The organism is Leptolyngbya sp. AN10 (assembly GCF_050565645.1).
In the GTDB taxonomy this organism is placed as follows: Bacteria; Cyanobacteriota; Cyanobacteriia; order Leptolyngbyales; family Leptolyngbyaceae; genus Leptolyngbya.
On record NZ_JBNXVP010000003.1, the window covers coordinates 34,797 to 55,566 of the forward strand.

Below are 20,770 nucleotides of genomic sequence, written 5' to 3' on the forward strand. Positions count from 1 at the left end.
ATCATGTCTACCAATCCTCTGCTATATCAGGTGAACACTCGCGTCTGGATACAACTGCTCTCGAAACAATTAAACCGCTCTGCGACCTTAGACGACATTCCAGATGCCGCCTTGGATGAGATGGTTAGCTTGGGATTTGATTGGGTTTATTTTCTGGGAGTCTGGCAGATGGGAGACGCAGGACGAGCCGTTTTTTTAAGTGGTTGATTACCTTTCCACCAATGCAAATATACTACGAAGCCGTGCTAGAAACACAGGGTTTTAGACCCATTCTTCTGATAAACGATTATTGGTTGATCTGAGCGATACTGATGCTCGATTTTGTGCCAAATCACATGGCTCCGGATCATCCGTGGGTTACAGTCTCATCCAGATTTCTTTGTGCATGGACACTGCAACAACTGGGATTTGATTACACTTACGATAAGCGATTGTACGATCGATTACTTGAGCAACACGCTGAACCTGTTCGGAAGCATTTTTGGGCAGATTTGAACTATCAGAATCGATCGGCTCGATTTTTAGAAAATCATGGTGAGCCTCGTGCTGCTGGTGCTTTTGTTGTCTTGCTTACAGTCGCCCATTTTACGAACAGGAACTTGGCAACTTCTGAACTGTAGTCCTGCCTGGGATAGCAATCCAACCTGGAATGACTTGATTAGCTTTGCTTGGAAAGATGCAGCACAACACCGAATGTTAGTAATCGTGAACTATGCGCCTCATGCAAGTCAAGGTTACGTGACAATGCTCGATCGTGATTTAGCAGGTAAGTTCTATTCCCTAAAAGACTTAATGAGTTCAACAGTCTATGAGCGCTCTGGTGATAGCTTAGTTTCAGGTCTTTATTTTGATCTGCCTGCATGGAGCTATCACGTTTTTGAACTACAACCCCAAACAACACTGTAATTCTATACGAACTACTTTGGGAACGTAAGACTCTGATCTAAAACAACCGAACCCGTACTAAAACGACCACCATCGGTGCGAGCTATAAGCTTGAATCGATGGCTTTGCGATGCTTACTACTTAATAAAAATCTAGTGTTATTGAGCAGAATGTATTAAGCTACTGATGGTTTTGATTAACACAATGCAAACAATAGAAATACAGGGAACAGTCCGCTTTATTAAAAACTATTTTCTGCGATCGCACTTTCATTTCGAGAATCAAGGTGCAATCGCACTTTAAAGTCCTGTATCTATACACTTTCGGACAGAGCAATGCTTATTCAAGGAAGTGCGTAATGAAAATTCTTTTGATTGAAGACGATTATGATACAAGTCAATTGCTTGCAGTCACGCTCACCGCTCAACGATATGCGGTAGACGCGATCGCAGATGGTTCCTCTGGATTAGAGTTAGCTGCGAATTGGAATTATGATCTGATTTTGTTAGATGTATTACTCCCGAAATTAAGTGGGATCGAAGTCTGTCGTCAGTTGCGTCGGCAAGGCTGTCAGACTCCGATTCTGATGCTCACTGTTAAAGATGCAGACGAAGATATTATTACTGGATTAGATGCAGGTGCAGATGACTATGTAGCAAAATCCTGTGCCCCTGCTCAACTTCTCGCCAGAGTTCGCGCTCTGCTTCGTCGAAATGAAAATTCTGCTTCATCGCCCGTTCTAAGTTGGGGCGAACTTTGCCTTGATCCCGCTTTAGTTCAAGTCACTTATGAGCAAAACATCATTCCCTTACGTGCTAAAGAATATAGTTTGCTAGAACTGTTTCTGCGTCATCCTCAACACATTCTAAGTCGCAGTAGCATCATCGATCATCTTTGGTCGATCGATGAAACACCCGTTGAGGGATCAGTCACAAATCTAATCAAAGACTTGCGACAACGATTAAAAGCTGCGGGAATAAAAGGCAATTTAATTGAAACGGTGTACGGATTGGGATATCGCTTAAAGCCAGCACCCCAGACTGAAATACCTCATAAGGTAGATGCAAAAGCAAACAACTTATCTGCGAATCGAATTGTACAAGGTAAAGCCGCGATCGAGAAAATCACCGAGCGATTTCGCGTTTCCCTCGAACAACGGATTGCCGTACTAGAAGCTGCACAGCGATCGCTCCAGACGGATGGATTAACAATACAGCAACGATTAACAGCGCAAACGGAAGCGCATAAATTAGCAGGTGGCTTAGGAACATTTGGCTGTACTGAAGCTTCAAAGACTGCCCACGAGATCGAACAGTTGTTGGATCAAGTGAGCAATCAGGAGCAATCTGTGAGACAGTTCACTCGACTGCTGGAAAAGTTAAAGCAAGATCTGGTTGAGCCGCATCAATCTGAAATTGCTTCGACGCGACACCGATGAGGAAACTGAGAGCAAGTCAAATTCGCATCCTTGACTTAACTCTTGATCTAAATCACTTTGGAATTAGAAAGCCTGTCATCGTCTGCGACTTTAATTTGTTCATGCGATCGACAATCAACATACATAGAAGAAGTGAAAAAATATGAAGTCGGCAGGAACAATTCCCATCAATGATGTTGATTTTGAGTGTGAACTTGGAAGGTTGGGGCAGCGTAATCATCCGGCAAATAGTCGCTTGGAATCGTGGAATGATTGCCATCTCGGAGCGAGGTAAAAGCTGGAGAGAGGATCTCGATATCTGCTTGATTACAATAGTCCTGAATGTTCTGGTGGAGTTCTGAATAGACTACAGGCATTAGCTCAGGATGATCTGTATACACATTCAGTTCATAGCTCACATTGAAATCATTTAAAGCAGTCTGTAAAACAAAGGGCTGCGGGTCTGAAACAATCCCGATCGTAGCTTCTGCCGCTTGGATCAGGACTTCATGAATCTTGCGCCACGAGACATCATAACCCAGTGTTACCGTAGTGTGAAGGAGTAGATAGCGCTTCGGTTGGTGAGGTGCTGCATTCAGACGGGAAACCGCACTGAAGTTAATCACATTGCTATTGAGAACCGAAGCATTTGGAATCGTGATCACCTGTTGTTTGAACGTAACCAAGCGAGTGACAAATAAAGATTTCTCAACAACTTCGCCGATCGTTTCACCAATTCCAATAATGTCCCCGATACGGAAAGCACGAGTGTAGATCAAAATAATTCCTGCGATCGCATTTGTCACTGCTGATGATGATCCAAGCGTGACTAATGCACCTAAAAACAGAGAAATCCCCTGGAACGCAGGTGAGTTAAATCCGGGAAAATAAGGCGTAGCAACAATACAACCAATTACTACCAGCAGAATGGTTGCTAGACGATTGGTAGGCTGAATCCATTCAGGATAGAACCAGGAATAAACATCATCTCGTCCTAGTTCGAGGATAACCAGTTTGACAAATTGAATCGCGTAATACGTAAAAATAGCAATTAGCGCAATGATCACCAAATTTGGTAAGTATTGCACAAAGGTTGCAACAGTTTGATTTAAGCGATCGATAGTACTTTTCAGAACAGATCTACCGATCGACCTTGTGGCTGGAAATTGACTGAGCACAAAGGGAATGTAGACATACAAGCTTGTTAATATAATGATCAGGCGAAACAGCCCTAGTAAATTCGTCAGTAAATAGCTTGTTGCACCTGCACCAAGAAGCTGGAGATTTTGAAATCTCAGACTGAGTGCATTGTCCCGTTGTGCCGATTCGATTTTGAACAGCAGTCGAGACACCGATCGCTGAAGGAGTGCGAGAACTCCAATGAGGACGATCGTGCTGAAAACGATGAGTCCAATTCCTTGAATCAGCTTGTTCGCACTTCGTTCTTGTCGATATTGGGCGATCGCGGATTGAATAATCTGAGCTTTCTGAGTTGCAGTATCGGATCGAGAAGCGTCGCCCATTCGATCGCTCTCTCGCACCGTAAATAGCACCTTATCTCCAGTAATAATCACAGAGCCGCTGTCTTGTTCTTCCACACGAATCGACTGAGACGAAATCGATTCATCTTCTGCAACTCGAATTAAGCGATCGTTGACGGTTCTGGCGCGTTCTTCAGCCGATGCAACACCCGGAATCCCTTGCTTGAGTCGAAATAGTTCATTCTGGTCAAGCACAATCGGATAGCCATCGATCGGATTCCCGGTTGGAATTTCTGATTGAGCGGGAGATTGAGGCGCGATCGCAAAAAACACCAGCGCAAAGCTCACCATCACCCAAACTTGTACGCGCCTCAAATAGCGGACTGGAGCATTACGATAGTTCTTCGGCATTTGACTTTTCATCCCTTAGCTCTTGCTGAATTGGATCGAGTAGACCAGGAAGTTCCTGATTTAACCGACCCGATCGCACAAAATCAGTGTAAGTCGCAAGCTCGATCGCGAACAAGTCCCGCTGAAGTTGTTGAGCACCGATTTCTAGTAATTCTGGATCTTGCTGACAAAGTTTACTGCTTTCGTCTTGCAGGACGGCTAACTGTTGGCGCACTTCGGTTTCTTTTGCCTGATGAATTGTAGGCTCGATTCCAGCTTTAGAAGCGGGCTGTTGTAAGTATTCCAGCACTCGACATAATGCTGCTTGTCTGGAAATTAATTCGAGATAGCGATCGCGCAATGGACTAATCTCAATTAGCTTTAGCGCTTCTAGAACAGGTTTAGCGGTTGCACCTTGGAGCAGCGTTGTAAGAAAGACGACACCAGAAACAGCAACCAATACCGCTCGTCGATCGGGTAGACTATCGGGGACACTCAAAGCAAGCGCGAGTGATACCCCTCCACGCAAACCACTCCACCACAGCATCGTTTGAGTCTGCCAATCAATGTCCGACTGAGTAAGCCAGTTATTGAGAAAGGTCAAACCGTAAATCACAACTACCCGTGTCAACAGAACGGCGACGAAGGCAAGACCGACTAAGGCGAGATCGGGACCCAGCAAATCTAAGCGAAACTGAGCACCAATCAGCAAAAATAAGATCGAATTTGCAAAAAAGGCGACAAACTCCCAGAACTCACTTACAGAGATACGAGTGCGGGGATTCATCCCAATGCGAGAACCAAAATTTCCTAAAATCAACCCTGTCGCAACGACAGCAATGACACCAGAACCGCCCAGTTTTTCGGCGACGAGATAGGCAGAATAGGCGCAAACCAACGTCAAAGACTGTTCAACTAAGGGAAGATCAAATCGCTGCGTAATGTAAGAGATTCCAAAGCCTAGAAGCAATCCCACCAGTAATCCCACACCGACTACAGTTAGAAAATTTACCAGCAAATTTTGGGGATCAAAGCGATCGATTCCCAGTGCGATCCCCAACATCAGACTAAAGGCAACGACCGCAGTTCCATCATTGAACATACTCTCACCTTCAACCAAGGCTTTGAGTCGCGGAGGTGCGCCCAATTCCTTCAGTAAAGCGCTTACCGAAACGGGATCAGTCGCAGCTAAACACGCTCCCATCAGCAACGCAACAGGCAACGAAAACCCGCCCCACTGTGATAGCGGCAAAGCGATCCCCAAAATCGTGATCGCAACCCCGATCGTGGCATAAAGCGCGATCGGGAGCAGATCCCGTCTCAAATCTTTCCAACTCAAATTCCAAGCTGCCTCGAACAGTAACGGGGGCAGGAAAATCCATAAGATTAGCTCCGGGGAAGGCGTGAAAAACTGAACATTCAACAGCGCTAGACCGATCCCTGCGACCACTAACATCAAGGTATAAGGGAACTGTCGAAGCCAGGGAATCATTTGGGATAGGGTAGCAACGACGAGCGCAGCGGAGATAATGAGCAAAAATTGCTGGAGGTTTTCTTCGATCGCGATCGAGTGGGTGAGAGTGAGCAGCATTGAATAAAGTGAAGGTAAACAACAGTTTTATTCACGTTAAACCACGATCGAAAGCCCTACAAGCATCAGAGGAAGCAAAAGAAATCCACCCATCATGTAAGCAAACGCAATGAAACTGTTTTCGCTCGCTGCTGCTGCAAGTCGTTCGGAGGCAATCATTGGAAGTGGACGCAGAACGGGAAGCCCAAAAATTACGAACACACTGAAGAGATTAAAAAATAAATACACCAGTGCAATTTCTAGCGCAGGTACAACTTGAGTTCCTCGAATTGCAGTTGCAGCAATCAAAGAAGTGACTGTCGCGCCGAGATTCGCTCCCAATGTAAAAGGATAAATGGCTTTTAGACTAAATACACCTGCACTTGCAAAAGGAACCATTAAACTCGTTGCCACAGAAGCAGATTGTACTAAAATCGTGACAAACATACCTGTGAGCAATGCCGCGATCGAGCCTCGACCAAGAGCCGAATAGATAGCCCTAATCCGTCCTATCATCAATCGCTGTAAGATCTTGCGAATGAAATACAGTGAGCTACAAATTAAGCTGATTCCAATCAGCAGGTGTAAAAAACCGTTGAATGGTTCTGGAAAAAGTGCGGTCATTGCTCTGATCAAAGAGCGAGCCGGATAGGTGAGCAAACCGACAATATCAAAGTGATCTACAGTAGGATTGGGATTTCTGAACAGAAATTGAGTCGTTGCAATACTCAAACGCTCAAACGGATGGAACAGGACTTCTAGGGGAAAAAAGAGCAGCACAGCAAACAGGTTAAACAAATCTAGAACGGTTGCGGCTGAGAAAGCATTCCTAAACCCCTGTTCGTCCGAGGGATAACTCAGACTCACCATACCAGCAGTCACAGAGGTTCCAATGTTCGCGCCCATGACGATCGGAACTGCGGAAGACACAGGAAATCCACCCGCAACCAATCCCACTACGATCGCAGTTGTAGTCGAGGAAGATTGAACCAGTGTGGTTGCTAGAATGCCGCTCGTCAGTCCTACCAGGGGATGGTTTGCAAAAGCAAAAAGTTGTTCAATTCCACCCTCGATCGCGGCTCTAAATCCTGAACTAATATCCCCAACTCCAACAATTAGCAAATACACCAAAGCAAGAACCGTCAACCAACTCAGAACCGCTTCTTTTCTTGCAAACGTATGAGACGACCTCATCAACGATGGACGCATGGCGAACTCCTGGTGATTCTCTTGATCGATCTGAATGCTCGTTCAATCGATGTCTGTGAGATGCTTTCCCAGTCCAGATTGCTTTAGCAGACCTAAGATTTGTCCAGACAGTGTGTGGGGATTGAAAGGTTTTGCGATCGCTCCCGCAAATCCCATCGCCCGAAGTTGCTCGAATGTGAACCAACTGGCTCTCGCAGTAATGAGCAAAATCGGAATCGATCGGATCATCGAATCCTGTTTAAGCTGCTCACTAAAGATCAGAGCATCCGTTTCCGCAGTAGAAGCATCGAGCAGAATCACATCGGGCTGAAAGATTCCACACTGTTCTATTCCCTGTTGAATTGAACTAGAAACTGCCACTCGCCAGCCTCCTAACTCCCGCAGGCAGATCTCCAGAACCTCACGAATACTCGCTTCAGGTTCGATGAGCAAAATAGTTTTATCGGACATGAGATCTCTCCCTTGCATGAGCAGAGGGAAACAGGATTTAGTGGGCTTGAAATGGGAGTGCAGCATATCTCGCTCAAGACTTGTCCTAATACCAAATCGATTTTTAAGTGCGGTAGATCTTGGAAGCCCCCTAAATCCCCCACGAGTGGGAGACTTTGAAGGGTAAATGATTCTTAGAACTTGAGGAATTCATCTGGCTCTTAGTCCCCCAGAATGGGGGATTTAGGGGGCGAAGGATCTGTAGCTTGAATAAATCGATTTGGCATAACCTAGTTAAATTCAGGACTAATTGATCGACCACGTTAAGGCAAAAAGATATGGAAAAAATATGAAAAGGGTAGAAATCGCAGTTCAAATCGCCCACCCCAAGATGTTCCCCACCTCTTGCCAAATCAACATCGGATCAAAGGGTTTCGTAATCACACCCACAATGCTCAGTTCTGCAAATCGTTGTCGATCGCTAGGTAAAACTTTCGCAGTTAAAAGAATGATAGGAATCGCCTGAGTTTGAGCGTCCTGTTTCAGCACTTCACACACCTGATAACCATCAAAATCAGGCATCGAAATATCAAGCAAAATCGCGTCAGGAACCTTCGATCGAGCCAGCGCTATCCCTTCAGTTCCAGATGAAGCAGCGATCGATTGCCATCCCCCAAACTCTTCGAGCGAAATTTGCACAACAGCCCGAATATCATCTTCATCATCAATCACTAAAATTCGCTTAGTGTCTTTCATAAGATTACTTAGTGAACGGCAATACAAAGTAAAAAGTGCTTCCTTCGCCCAGCCGACTTTCGACCCAAATCTCTCCTGTATGCTCTTGCACAATCTTTTTACAGATTGCAAGTCCTAATCCTGTACCGCCTTTTTGCCGGGAATCAGAGACATCCACCTGTTGAAATTGCTCAAAAATCATCTCAAGCTTATCTTCGGGAATACCACGACCTTGATCTTTCACCATAAAGCAAAAGTGCGACGGGTCTTCGTGCTGTTCTGCATGAATCCAGACAGTGCTGCCTGAGTCAGAAAATTTAATCGCATTGCTCAATAAATTCGTGAGTGTTTGCACGATCGCATCAGGAGCAGCGACGATCGTAGCGGGAACGGAGGTAACAGACAGAGTAATGCTAGATTGGTCTGCGAGTGCCCGAACACTGTCGATCGCTTGCTGAATCAAATCGCTCACCTGACACGATTCCTTGATCAGCGGAACTTTGCCACTTTGCAATCGCTCCAGCGTCAGAATGTCATTTACGAGACGAACTAATCGATCGCTATTGTTTAGCGCAATTTTGAGCATTTGATCGGCTTGTGCGGGTCGATCGTGGAATACGCCTGATGCTAAAATTCCTAGCGCTCCCCGAATCGAAGTTAACGGAGTCCGGAGTTCGTGACTAACCACAGAGATAAATTCGTCTTTCATTCGATCTACCTTGAGTCGATCGCGGATGTCCTGAATATGCGCCACAACATAGAGAACTTTCCCGGTCTCATCTCGCAGCGGTGCAGTACTGAGCAGAACTGGAACAGCCTCGCCTTGTTTGGTGATGTAGCGTTTTTGCATCTGGAAGGTAGAAATTTCGCCGTTCAACATCTGTTGAAATCCCTGCCAATCCTCTTCTTTGTCGGCTGGATGAGTCAGGTCGCGAAAGGTTCGAGTGAGGAGTTCTTCTTCGGTGTATCCCATTAGATCACAGTAGGTGCGGTTGACTCTGACAAAACGCCCTGTCAGCGAAACTAGAGACATCCCAATGGGAGCACCGTTAAAGGCACGTCGGAAGCGTTCTTCACTTTCGCGTAGCGCAGTTTCAATTCGTTTGAGTTCTGTAATGTCGATCGAGGTTCCAAGCAGCCGATAAACCTGTCCTTGCTCATCACACAGCGGCTCAACTCGACTATCCAGATAGCGAATCGAACCGTCTGAATGTAAAACGCGCAGAGTGAGCGAATAAGGCATTCCTTGAGCGATCGCGGCATTGTTGCGGATTTGTACAATGTTTCGATCGTCCGGGTGTACCATTTGTAGAACTTCGTCATAGCTCGGATTACCGAGTGCTGGATCGCGCCCCCACTGCTGATAGGTCAGTTCTGACCACGTTCGCTTCTGAGTTGCAATATCCCACTCCCAGATCCCGATTTGAGCGACACGTTGAGCGATCGATAAACGAGCTTCACTTTGCTGCAAAGCCGCTTCGGATTGTTTACGATCGGTGATATCTAACACGGTTCCATAGAGTTTGAGACGCTGCTCCTGTTCAGCAAAAATCGGCTGACCTTTGCTGATTACGGTGCGAACTGTTCCATCGGGGCGATGAAATTGATGTTCAATCTCATAGGGAATGTTCTGCTCAATTGCTCGATCGACCGCCGTTTCGAGTCGCTCTGTGTCTTCAGCGAAAAGATTCATGGCACTCAGTTCGGCGCGAGAGGGAGCGCCTTGACTCGGATCAAGACCTACAATCCGAAATAGTTCTTCCGACCAGATCAGTTTTCCGGTGACTGGATCAAGCTCCCAGCTTCCCAGGTGCGAAATTTGTTGAGCTTGGAGCAGTCTCGCTTCGCTCTTTCTCAGTGCTTCTTCAGTCTTCTTCAGTTCGGTGATATCCCGTCCCACCATCTGAAATTCTTTAACGTCGCCCTGCTCATCAAACAAGAGTCGATCGCTCCATTGCATCCAGCGCACTTGACCCTTTGCTACATTCCGATTTTCCATCACTAGCATTGGATTTGCGCGGCTCAAAGTACTAATCCGCTGCATTACTTCTGGTCGATCGGCTTCATAGATCATTTGATAAAAGCTTTTCCCTAGAACCTCTTCAGGCTGAACATCAAAATAGCGACAGAAAGCACCATTGACAAACGTAAGTGTGGTATCAGGCAGCGATCGAGCAATCAGATCAATTTGATCTTCAACAATGGCACGATAGCGAGCTTCACTCTGCTCTAAGGCAAGCTCGATCGCTTTACGATCGCTGATATCGCGCTGCATCATAATGACCCGATCTTGCCCTTCTAAAGTCAGCACTTCAGCCGAGAGCAAAACGGTTTTAATGCTGCCTGATTTGGTGAGCACTTGCACTTCTAGGTTGCGAACACTGCGATGCTGAGTTAGCAATGCTTTGTATTGTTCACGCTGGTCAGGATTATGCCAAAACTGTAGATCTAACGCTGTTTTATCAAGAACTTCATCAGATAAGTAGCCAAAAAATTGCAAGAGACTATCATTCACTTCCAAAATTCGTCCTTCTGCAAAACTCGCGATCGCGGCAGGTTCGGGGCTAGTACGAAAGATAATGGTGAACTTTTCCTGGGAGTCTGCTAAAGCATTTCTAATGCGATCGAAGGAATCTTGCAATTGATCTGCCATTTGATTGTAAGTTTCAGACAGATCGTTTAGCTCTTCAATTCGGGAGTCTAGTGGAAGTCGTCGATCGAGATCTCCCTGTGCAATACTGCGGCTGACTTGTCTTAATTGAGCAAAGCGCTGAGTTAGCAACCGACCTGCTAACAGTCCAAGCGCGATCGCAGTTCCCAACGTGAGCAAGCAGAGTGTAATTGTAGTGCGTGTGTTGTTCTGAATCGCTGCAAGAAAATAAGACTCAGGAATCACTGAAATGATTCGCAAGTTCAAACCATACTGATCTCGAAATGGTGTGATTTGAATGTAGTGCTGTTCTGAACGATGACGAAATTCTAAGAGTTGGGATTGATCAGCGGTTGCCAGTGCATTCGGATGAGTTTGCAAATATTCACCGAGCGATCGCGTTAATTCATTCTGACTTTGAGCAACTTTGAACTGATAAAACTGGTTTGGCGCTTTGAGTTTATCACCGAACGTGTAAGGTTCCTCATTGGTCGAGGTTGCAATCAGAGAGCCATTTTCATCAGTAATTAGAACTTGTCCCGCTTGAGCGATCGCTAAACTTCGGAGAAATTTGCTCAGATAGTCTAGTCGGAGATGCACAGCAAACACGCCCAATAGTTTTCGCGTGGTGCGATCGTACACGGGCTGAGAGGCATCTAACGTGAGTGCATTCGAGTTGCCGTAGCGTGTAATCGGACTCCATCCCGCTTGACCTGTGGTGACGGCTCTTTGATAAAATGGTCGATCGCGCCGGATATCAAAGTTTTTCACCTCATGGACAAGCTTTTGGGGTTTGCCCTGCTCATTTAGCTCATAGACCCGCAGAGAGTCAGTTTGAGGCGGGTCAGCAGAGACTAGAAAGTAATTGGGAAATCGTTCGATCGCTCTAAGTCTGCCCTCTGGACTGATAAATAACGAGGCGGATATCTGCTCGAACTGTCGCAAGCGATTAAACAAAGCCGTTTCCAAAGCTGGAAGATCCTGCGGATTGAGATAGCCTTGATCTACCAGAGCGATATTTAAGCGATTGACCAATAGCGGGGTTTGGAGATAGTTCTTGAGTTCCTGTGCAACTTGTACATTTGTTTGCTGGATTAGTTGTTGCCCTAAAGTTTCGACTGCGGTTTGACCACTCAAATAGGATAAATACCCAACTAGCCAAGTTGCTCCCACGATAAGCAGCACAAACGGAACCGTCAACGCCAAACGTAGCGGAACGGGGGTTAGATAGCGTCGCACTTTCCACTGTGAGATTATTGTTAGCATTATCGGCATGGGAAGGACTTGGAAGATATTTGAAAAGTATAGAAAGATTCTTCACTGCGATTGCGTTCCGCCCGTGATTAGAAATCACGGTCTATCGGAGAAAGTCCACTAAAGGGGACTGAAAGGCAGTCGTCATCTACTCTTCAGTCTGTTTCAACAGACTTTGTTCCGATAGCCCCGAATTCCATTCGAGGGGCGATTCAGGCGATGAACGACCACATTTAAAACATCCTCTAAGAGGGTGTTTGAGAAGGATAAAAAGCGGCTTTGCTACGTTGCGAGTCCGCCCGGAAAAAATCTCCGGGCTAATGGAGGAAACCCCGCTGAAGCGGGCTAAGGGCGTAATACGGAGTTCTTAGCCCAGTTTAGTGGGCTTCCCTGATTAGCCCGGAGATTTATTTCCGGGCGGATGAATGCGATGAACGATTACTTCTCAAACATCCTCTTAGAGAGTGCTTTAAATATGGTCATTTACTAGACTTCCTACCTGAATGCCCTGGCGAATAGAATTCGCGGCACTACATATCTGTCTGCCAAAGGCAGACTAAGAAAAAAGGCTGTTAGTGTGTGGACGCGCACTTTGTTTGTGTAGCCCCGAATTCTATTCGGCAGGCGTTTTATCTATCCCTCATAAAACACCCTCTCAAAGAACACTCATTTTTTCAAGTTTGCGCTCCTAGTTTTACAAGTCGTTGAAGTTGACGACCTTCAAGATCTAAGAATCGTCGGGCAAAATTAACATCGCGCTCTAACAAATCGTCGAGAGCATCGACCGGAATTGCCAGAATTCGAGTCCGATCGCTTTCTGCCAAAATCGTATTTTCTAACGTGCTATGAGTTAATGCTTCGAGTTCATCCAAGATTTGTCCGGGATGCAATCGATCGACTTTGGTAGTGGTATCTCCATCTGTGCTTTGAATACTAGCCGCCCCTTCGATTAGCAGCAGCAATTCTCGGCAAGTATCGCCTGCTTCAGTGATTACATTCCCTGTCGTGAAGGTTTTCATCTCTGCACGATCGCCTAATGCAATCAGAGTTTCGATCTGAACTCGATCGAAGAAATCACTATTCGATAGATGCACTAACTTTTCGAGCGCAGGAAACTCCGTCAAAGCGGGGGAAGCTGAGGAAGAGAGTAACCGTTCTGCGGTGTCGCGTAGCAAAGCGGAAGACGAGTCACCCTGGATCGTTTGAGCCAGAGTTTGAGCGCGTTTGGAATCGAGTTGAGCGATCGCAAATAGGGCTGTTGATTGCAGCACCGGATTGTAGTGTTCTAACAATGTTTCGAGATGGCTAACTGTATCTTGTGTGGATACACTGCCATTCGGAGATTCTAGCGCTTGAGGCTGAATCAGGATCTCTACAATGCTGCGGCTTAGATAGGCTTGCCAAGGTCTCCGACTGACCAATTCGCGTGTGAATTGTGGGGACAGTTGTTTGAGCGATCGAGCAAGGGTGATCGCGCTCGGATGGTCTTTCAGCGCAACGAGAAGTTCTAGAATCGATCGCACAATCAGTTCCTGCTTAGTTTGAACTCCTTGGTGCAAAAGCTTCGAGATAGCAGGATGAGATTGCAGACTCGAATGATCTAGAGCGCGATCGCATTGATTCCAATCATTCAATCGAGCTAGTAACGATTCTGCTTTTTGAGTGTTGCCTGCATCAGGCGCAAATCCGCTCAGTACCCATTCCTCTTCTTGAGGAGTGATCGAATAGTCACGCCGCAGAGCACGAATCGCTTCTGATTCTTCAGTCGATGGCGTGAACTCTGTCGAACTAATTTGCTGCTGCAATCGGAGAAATCGCTCTAAAGATTTCTGGTAGCCTGTGAGACGAATTTGATTTTCCAGCGATCGCTGATAGTTAGGATTGAGCAATTCTGGATCTTCTACACCCAATTCTTCTAAAACTTCTCGGTGCTCATCATCAGAAATGCCTAACTCATGACGCATCTGTTGGAGAACTTCAAGACTACTAGAGGTGCTGACATAGCCTTCTTCTAATGCTTCTCGAACTACACCTTTGTAAGCTTCGTGCCGTTTCTCCTGGCTGAACCCTGGAAGAACTTTTGCCAGCACATAGACTTCATTCGTGTTCAGATCATCGAGCGATCGACCATCGAGATACTGAGAGACATTAATCTGTAATTTCTGAAGCTGCTTACGAAATCGGCTGGCTAGATTTTCTCGTGAATAGAGATCAGCGCTCCGTCGCCAAGATTTTTGCAGCCATAGAGTACTGAGAAAAACAATGCTCAGATCAAAGGCGTATTGCACCCAAATCGGAGTGAGTTGAAGTAATGGGCGACCTGCGAACAAGAAAAAGAAATTGAAAGCGATAAAGGTGCAAATCACAAAGATCCGATGTCGAATGAGATCGGGATCGGAGTTCTTATGATGTTGTCGATCGTATTGTTTAACTTGCCGCTCGATCCAGGCTCCCAAAAAATACCCGATCGCGCTAAATCCGCCCAAGACGAGCGGCACAGCAAAGAGCTTCGGAATATTTATCGGCTGCCCAAACAAATACAATCCAGGACTCATCAATGAGGCAAGCTGGTTTGGATCGCGGTTCCACACTCCCGAAAAATAATAGTCCCAGTTCCCCGCATACAGATAGTAGTAAACGAAGTAGCCCACGACTAAACCAACATAGCCATATCGAATGACTGCTTCTTCAGGATTGTTCAAGCCATTCCAATAAGTCCGCTCCGAATCAATATCAATACAAGGACTCTGACAAGCAACACAGGCACTTTGTTCATTGCCATCAGACTCCACCGTTCGACACATCGATTGTGTAATCCGCTGTTCGCTCATGTGTGCTTTACTTCCGAGCAATCCTCGCGGTTCACTAAAAATCGTTTGCACTGGAGCCATCGGACAAAAATATTGACACCAGGACTTACCGCCATAGTAGTAACCCACTGCGATCGCGGCTCCAATTGTAAACAAGAGCCACAGTCCGAGAACTAATCGATCGGCATTAAAGAATAGAATTCTTCCGCATAGTCCGATAAATAAATACCCAAATTGCACATAAGGATAGTTCTTTCCCAACCAAGAATCAGCAGGTACTTTCGCAATTTCATAGCGAACCTTACCCGTTTTCGCATTTTCCCGTTTGAACTGTCGCTGTTTCCCCAATCCCCTTGGAATCTGGGACAGAAACGACAGCGGACAAATCCGCCGCCAGAGTTCATGTCCAAACACTAGCAAAATAAAAATTCCAGACGGAACGATCGCACCCCAAAATAATGTTGCACCTAGAGGATAAGGCTGTTGTTCCACACATCTGCCTTGCACCTGAACACACTGATCTGTAATCCGCAATGGACTCCAGGTATGATCGGGATTTGTCAGCGCTGCCGTCCAAGGGTCATAGAACAAAGAAGCGATGACGAGGAGCCAACCGATCGTTAAAACCCATCGTACCCAGTGCATCCGGCGTTCAGGCAGTTGTGCGAACATAAAAATAACTCCTACCACATTGCTGGAACAGGTTGGGAGCCTTGCGAGACAAAGCGCAAAACACCTTCTCCCTGTTCAGTTTTATAAAAAATCGTTAATTGTCCTTGATCAACTTCGTACCGTTCCGCACCTTGCAGTGCAGCGAGAAACCTCATTTCTTGGCTCATTATAGGTTCTTCACAAGCCATAAAGGTAGAAGCAAGAGTACTAATCTTAACGGTTCCTGATTTTGCTTCATAGCCGCCAATCAATCGGTTACATCCTCCTGAGCCAAAGATTTGACCGTTTGAAAATTCTGCACTTAAGGGAATGTTACCCGCAGGCAGCATCGGCATCGGTGAGCTACCTGCGGTCATGTTCGCGGGTTACCTTGCAATTGGTCGAGCAGCGTTTGAAAATTTATCGTTTGTCGCATGAATCGCCCTCGAATGGAATTCGGGGCTATCGGAACAAAGTCTGTTGAAACAGACTGAAGAGTTTGCTATGAGAAGCTTTCAGTCCCCTTTAGTGGACTTTGATCCGATAGCCCGTGATTTCCAATCACGGGTGGACTGTAATCGAAGCGCAAGACTTTTTATGCTCTTCAAACACGCTCAAGAGCACCCCATAGATGCAACTGAGAACGACTGTAGAATCAGAACGATCGCAGTTCTAAACCCGGTACTTTTCCAGTTCTCCGGGTGCGATCGTATTCAGCACTGTTTCTGGTGTGAAGTAACCCAATCCTTGAATAATCCGAGCCACACAGCCCGTCCATCCCGTTTGGTGACTTGCTCCCACGCCTGCTCCGTCATCCCCATTGAAGTACTCATAGAACAGAATTAAGTCGCGCCAGTAGGGATCAGTCTGAAACTTCTTCGTACCGCCATAAACCGGACGACGACCAGATTCATCTTTGAGGAAGATACTCACAATTCGTTCACTGATACATTGCGTGATCTCAAACAGCGTTCTCTGATTTCCTGATCCAGTTGGGTACTCAATTTTGAAGTGATCGCCGTAGTAACTATAGAGTTGCAACAGCGATCGCAGTAGCAACAGATTCACAGGCATCCAGATCGGACCTCGCCAGTTCGAGTTTCCGCCAAACATTCCAGAAGTCGAATCACCGGGAACATATCCCACTTTGTACTCCTGCCCGTCGTGGTAGAAGCGATAGGGATTTTCCAAGTGATGACGCGATAAAGAACGAATGCCGTAGTCACTCAGGAACTCTGATTCATCCAACATATAGTGCAGAATGCGTCGGAGTTTATGCTCGTTCAAGACCGACAACATTAATCGATCGCGTTCACCAAACTGATTCGGTAGGTGGATGTTGTGCGTGAGTTCGGGATGCTGCATGATGAACTTCTGAGCAGCTTCTTTAAAGCGAGGAAGCTGATCAAAGGCTTGTTTTGGAAAGACTGCAACTGCCATCAGTGAGAGCAGACCGACGAGCGATCGTACTTTCAATCGAGTCGATTGACCATCCGGGAAGTGCAACACATCATAAAAGAATCCATCTTCTTCGTCCCAGAGTTCATCATGATTGTCGCCAATCCGATCCATTGCTCCAGCAATCCACATCGTATGTTCAAAGAACTTGATAGCAAAGTCTTCGTACAAGGGATCATGTAAAGCAAGCTCGATCGCAATCTGGAACATTCGCTGGCTAAAAAATGCCATCCAAGCGGTTCCATCGGCTTGATCTAGATGACCGCCAGTAGGCAGAGGCGCACTCCGATCGAACACTCCAATGTTATCTAAACCGAGGAAGCCACCTTGGAAAAGATTGTTACCACCTTCGTCTTTACGATTCACCCACCAGGTAAAGTTAATTACCAATTTTGAAAAGGCATATTTGAGAAAATCGATATCGCCTTTGCCGTTGTTGCGTTCTCGATCGCGAGTGTAAATTTCCCAAGTTGCAAACGCATGAACCGGAGGATTAACATCGCCAAAGTTCCACTCATACGCAGGAATTTGCCCATTCGGATGCAGATAGTCTTCTCGCAACATCAGCATCAATTGATCTTTGGCAAAATCGGGATCAATCAAGCTAATCGGAATCACATGAAAGGCTAAATCCCATGCTGCATACCAGGGATATTCCCACTTATCCGGCATCGAAACAATGTCATCATTCAGCATGTGGAACCAATCATTGTTCCGAATATGCTGACGCTCTCTGATAGTTGTCCAGGGAGTTACGCCTCGTTCTCTGAGCCACTGAGCGACATCATAGTAAAAGTATTGTTTTGTCCACATCATGCCCGCGAGAGCTTGACGCATCACATTTGCTCGATCGTCATCTTCCTGAACCGCAGGCGGGATTACAGTTGCATAAAATTCGTCTGCTTCCTTGATTCGTGCGGCAAAGGATTGCTCGAAACCAATTCCAAACGGATCGCCCATCTCAGTTGGATTGTATTTCGTCAGCCGCAAGCGAATGACTTTGGTTTCTCCAGGCTCGATCGACATTTCGTAGTGTGGTGCAACTTTCGTTCCCCCATGATGCGGATTCACAGCATCTTTCTGCCCATGCACAACGTAACTGTTGATTCCATCTTTCACATAAGGACTAGCATTTGTTGTACCAAACAGCCGTTCATTGTTTGTTTCGTTTTCAGTGAACAGCAGCGGAGCTACACCATCACAGTAGAAGTAGTAGTCACGCACATGCTTATCGAGTAGCGTATCGCTGATGTGAGCATGAACGACACTGTTCCCTGTTCCCTCGATTCGAGTCATCACAGGCTTTGCGCCACCATTTTCCCAAGACCAGGTATTCCGGAACCAGAGTGTGGGTAATAGATGAATCGGAGCCGCTTCAGGACCACGATTTGCAATGCTGATCCGAATTAAGATATCTTCAGCATCGCCCTTGGCGTATTCCACGAATACATCAAAATAGCGATCGTCATCAAAGATCCCGGTATCTAGCAATTCATACTCTAATTCGTAGCGATTCCGATTCCGATTCGTTTCAACCAGATCGGCGTAGGGAAATTCTGTTTGAGGATACTTGTATAAGTATTTCATGTACGAGTGTGTTGGCGTACTGTCAAGATAGAAATAGTACTCTTTCACATCCTCGCCATGATTACCTTCACTGTTAGTCAACCCGAACAATCGCTCTTTAATAATCGGATCTTGACCATTCCACAAAGCAAGCGCAAAACAAAGCAGATTGTGATTGTCCGTGATGCCGCCTAAACCATCTTCACTCCAGCGGTAGGCTCTCGATCGAGCATGATCATGTGGAAAATAATTCCAAGCGTTGCCATCAGAACTATAATCTTCGCGAACTGTTCCCCATTGGCGTTCGCTGAGATACGGTCCCCACTTGTACCAATCGACTTGACCTGTACGGTTTTGATCGAGTCTCTGATCTTCTGCTGTCATAGTTCTGCTCTGAATATTTGAGGGGTTTGCTAAAACTTATAGTGCTGATCGGGTCGCCGATCGTCGGATAGCTAGGGCGGCAACAAGCAGGGAAGTACCGCTCATCAGCAAGCTAATTCCCATGTATAGACCAATGAGCCAAATCGCGCTGGAGGGAAACCGATTCAGCACCATAATGCCGAGAATCAGGGTCACGATCCCGTTTAGTGCAACGAGCCAAGACATTCGATGCCCTGAACGATTGGTAAACGCCATGATGATCGTGTAGATCCCTTCAACAATAAATAGAATGCCGAATGTGAGGGTTAGTACCAACACTGCGGCTCTCAAATTAAACAGGATATAGCAGCCTGCAATGGCATAAGAAATACCAACCAATAGATTCAACCAAAATCCCCGAACAGGCTTCGACTGAAACGATTGAACAATCATGATTCCGCCGCTAATCAGCGTAATCCAACCAATTATTGAAGTGAAAAAGGCTGAAGCAATTCCTGGAAGCAGAATCGCAGCAATTCCAAGAATGATTAAAGCAATACTGAGGGCAATAACCCAACCCGTTGATTTTTTAACAACATTGGCATCAAGTTGAAGTTCTGGTGGACTAATCATAGGAACCTCGCTTCTAAAACGGTTGCAAACTGAACGCGATCGTGTTTTGAAATGAGTGCCGGGTAGTACTTTCAGCTTAGGACAATAAAATATGAAACTGATATGATCTGATCTAGCAGACTTCCTGCATGAATTCAAATGCCTGCCGGATAGAATTCGGGGATCATCCAAACAAACTGAATTGATTCGAGGGGTGGTTCATACGATGAACGATTACCTTTAAAGCACTTTCCTAGAAAGTTGATCCAAACCTTGATGGCGACGACTGCCAAAGGAATGAGCATACATATAGGAAAACACACAGCCGAATAGAAAGATTTGAGCCGTCAGAAAAATCCATAACAGCAAAATCATCACACCCCCGATCACCCCATAAGACAAGAAATGACTCCCGATCGAGATCACACTGTTGCTCACCAATTGTTGAAGTCCAACCAGTAAGAGCGCAACTAACAGCGCACTCAGCCAAACATCATTCCACGCAACATAAACTGTAGGCAGGATTTTGTAGAGAATGCAAAGCGCGATCGCTAAAATCAAAAACGATGATCCCGTTTGCAATCCTCTAGCTAATTGAGCTTCATCGATTTGAATCCAAGGGAGCACTTCCTGAAAGGTTGTGACCAGTTGCAAAATTGCTTTGATCACAATACTGGAAATCAGTGAAGCAAACAAAAGAAATCCCGTTCCAAACACTAATAGAAACGAAAATAGCTTATTCGACACAAAGAAAAGCACTGTTTTCGCGATCGATCCCGTTTCAGAAGCGCGACTCGGAGACTGCCAAATCTTATTCACAGAGCTTCTAAGAATGCTAAACACTGCACTCGCAGTCCACAGTAAAAAACTAAATCCAATAATTCCAGCGCCCACACTGTTCTGATTTAGCGAAATCACTGTTTCTCTAATTAGGTCATGAACTTCTGATGGTAAATATTGCCGCACTGCGACCTGCATCTCTTGAAATGCTTCTGTTCCAGGTGCAATCAGCCGACCCACAACACTAAGCAAAATCAGCAGTAACGGAAACAAAGAAAACAGCGAAAAATAGGACAGCGAAGCCGCCATTCCCGGACAGTTATCTTGATCCCACTTCAATCCGGTTCTGATGAGCAGTTGAGCAGGCTTAGAGGGAAGAACAGTCGATCGAAAATATCGCAACATAGAACAGGCTCACAGCATCAGGGGCGCGATCAATTCAATGATTGGATCATAGCTCTCAGATGGACTCATAGTAGGGTTGGTTAGCAATCATTAGATTTTTGTCAC

15 protein-coding genes are annotated in these 20,770 nt (G+C 46.0%); 4 read left to right on the plus strand and 11 right to left on the minus strand.

All coding sequences use genetic code 11. The annotated features are described in order from the left end of the window. Positions 1 to 3: 3 nt before the first annotated feature. From ACQ4M5_RS04960 to ACQ4M5_RS04975, 4 genes are all read left to right on the plus strand, one after another. Positions 4 to 207, plus strand: a complete 204-nt coding sequence (locus tag ACQ4M5_RS04960; RefSeq protein ID WP_430674500.1) for a hypothetical protein — start codon at positions 4 to 6, stop codon at positions 205 to 207. 104 nt (positions 208 to 311) lie between these two features. Next, positions 312 to 620: a hypothetical protein gene (locus ACQ4M5_RS04965; RefSeq protein WP_430674501.1), complete on the plus strand. Its 309-nt coding sequence runs from the start codon at positions 312 to 314 to the stop codon at positions 618 to 620. Further along, positions 544 to 906, plus strand: coding sequence for a hypothetical protein (locus ACQ4M5_RS04970; protein WP_430674502.1), 363 nt, complete (start codon positions 544 to 546; stop codon positions 904 to 906). Before ACQ4M5_RS04965 ends, ACQ4M5_RS04970 begins: the two co-directional genes overlap by 77 nt. A 337-nt stretch (positions 907 to 1,243) precedes the next feature. Further along, a complete protein-coding gene (locus ACQ4M5_RS04975; RefSeq protein ID WP_430674503.1) occupies positions 1,244 to 2,323 on the plus strand; it encodes a response regulator in 1,080 nt (359 codons plus the stop codon). A 167-nt stretch (positions 2,324 to 2,490) separates the two neighbouring features. On the opposite strand, the gene ACQ4M5_RS04980 is transcribed toward ACQ4M5_RS04975, so the two are convergent. From ACQ4M5_RS04980 to ACQ4M5_RS05030, 11 genes are all read right to left on the minus strand, one after another. Continuing rightward, the gene (locus ACQ4M5_RS04980) at positions 2,491 to 4,206 is read right to left on the minus strand and encodes a mechanosensitive ion channel family protein (RefSeq protein WP_430674504.1); all 1,716 of its coding nucleotides are present in this window, start codon (positions 4,204 to 4,206) and stop codon (positions 2,491 to 2,493) included. Then, positions 4,175 to 5,764, minus strand: a complete 1,590-nt coding sequence (locus tag ACQ4M5_RS04985; RefSeq protein ID WP_430674505.1) for a cation:proton antiporter — start codon at positions 5,762 to 5,764, stop codon at positions 4,175 to 4,177. Before ACQ4M5_RS04985 ends, ACQ4M5_RS04980 begins: the two co-directional genes overlap by 32 nt. A 36-nt stretch (positions 5,765 to 5,800) precedes the next feature. Further along, entirely contained in the window at positions 5,801 to 6,952 is a 1,152-nt protein-coding gene (locus ACQ4M5_RS04990; protein ID WP_430674506.1) for a hypothetical protein, read from the minus strand. A gap of 42 nt (positions 6,953 to 6,994) precedes the next feature. Then, on the minus strand, positions 6,995 to 7,402 hold the full coding sequence (locus ACQ4M5_RS04995; protein WP_430674507.1) for a response regulator: 408 nt from the start codon (positions 7,400 to 7,402) through the stop codon (positions 6,995 to 6,997). 351 nt (positions 7,403 to 7,753) lie between these two features. After that, positions 7,754 to 8,137 (minus strand): response regulator, encoded by a 384-nt coding sequence (locus ACQ4M5_RS05000; RefSeq protein WP_430674508.1) that lies wholly within the window; start codon positions 8,135 to 8,137, stop codon positions 7,754 to 7,756. 4 nt (positions 8,138 to 8,141) lie between these two features. After that, complete coding sequence (locus ACQ4M5_RS05005) at positions 8,142 to 12,032, minus strand: PAS domain S-box protein (protein WP_430674509.1); 3,891 nt, start codon at positions 12,030 to 12,032, stop codon at positions 8,142 to 8,144. Positions 12,033 to 12,694: 662 nt separating this feature from the next. Continuing rightward, entirely contained in the window at positions 12,695 to 15,502 is a 2,808-nt protein-coding gene (locus ACQ4M5_RS05010; protein ID WP_430674510.1) for a cyclic nucleotide-binding domain-containing protein, read from the minus strand. Positions 15,503 to 15,513: 11 nt separating this feature from the next. Further along, positions 15,514 to 15,858, minus strand: coding sequence for an META domain-containing protein (locus tag ACQ4M5_RS05015; RefSeq protein ID WP_430674511.1), 345 nt, complete (start codon positions 15,856 to 15,858; stop codon positions 15,514 to 15,516). Between the two features lie 295 nt (positions 15,859 to 16,153). Then, the gene (locus ACQ4M5_RS05020) at positions 16,154 to 18,889 is read right to left on the minus strand and encodes an MGH1-like glycoside hydrolase domain-containing protein (protein WP_430674512.1); all 2,736 of its coding nucleotides are present in this window, start codon (positions 18,887 to 18,889) and stop codon (positions 16,154 to 16,156) included. A gap of 36 nt (positions 18,890 to 18,925) precedes the next feature. Further along, positions 18,926 to 19,501, minus strand: coding sequence for an HdeD family acid-resistance protein (locus ACQ4M5_RS05025; protein ID WP_430674513.1), 576 nt, complete (start codon positions 19,499 to 19,501; stop codon positions 18,926 to 18,928). A 219-nt stretch (positions 19,502 to 19,720) separates the two neighbouring features. Further along, positions 19,721 to 20,665, minus strand: a complete 945-nt coding sequence (locus ACQ4M5_RS05030; protein WP_430674514.1) for a YihY/virulence factor BrkB family protein — start codon at positions 20,663 to 20,665, stop codon at positions 19,721 to 19,723. Positions 20,666 to 20,770 lie beyond the last annotated feature (105 nt).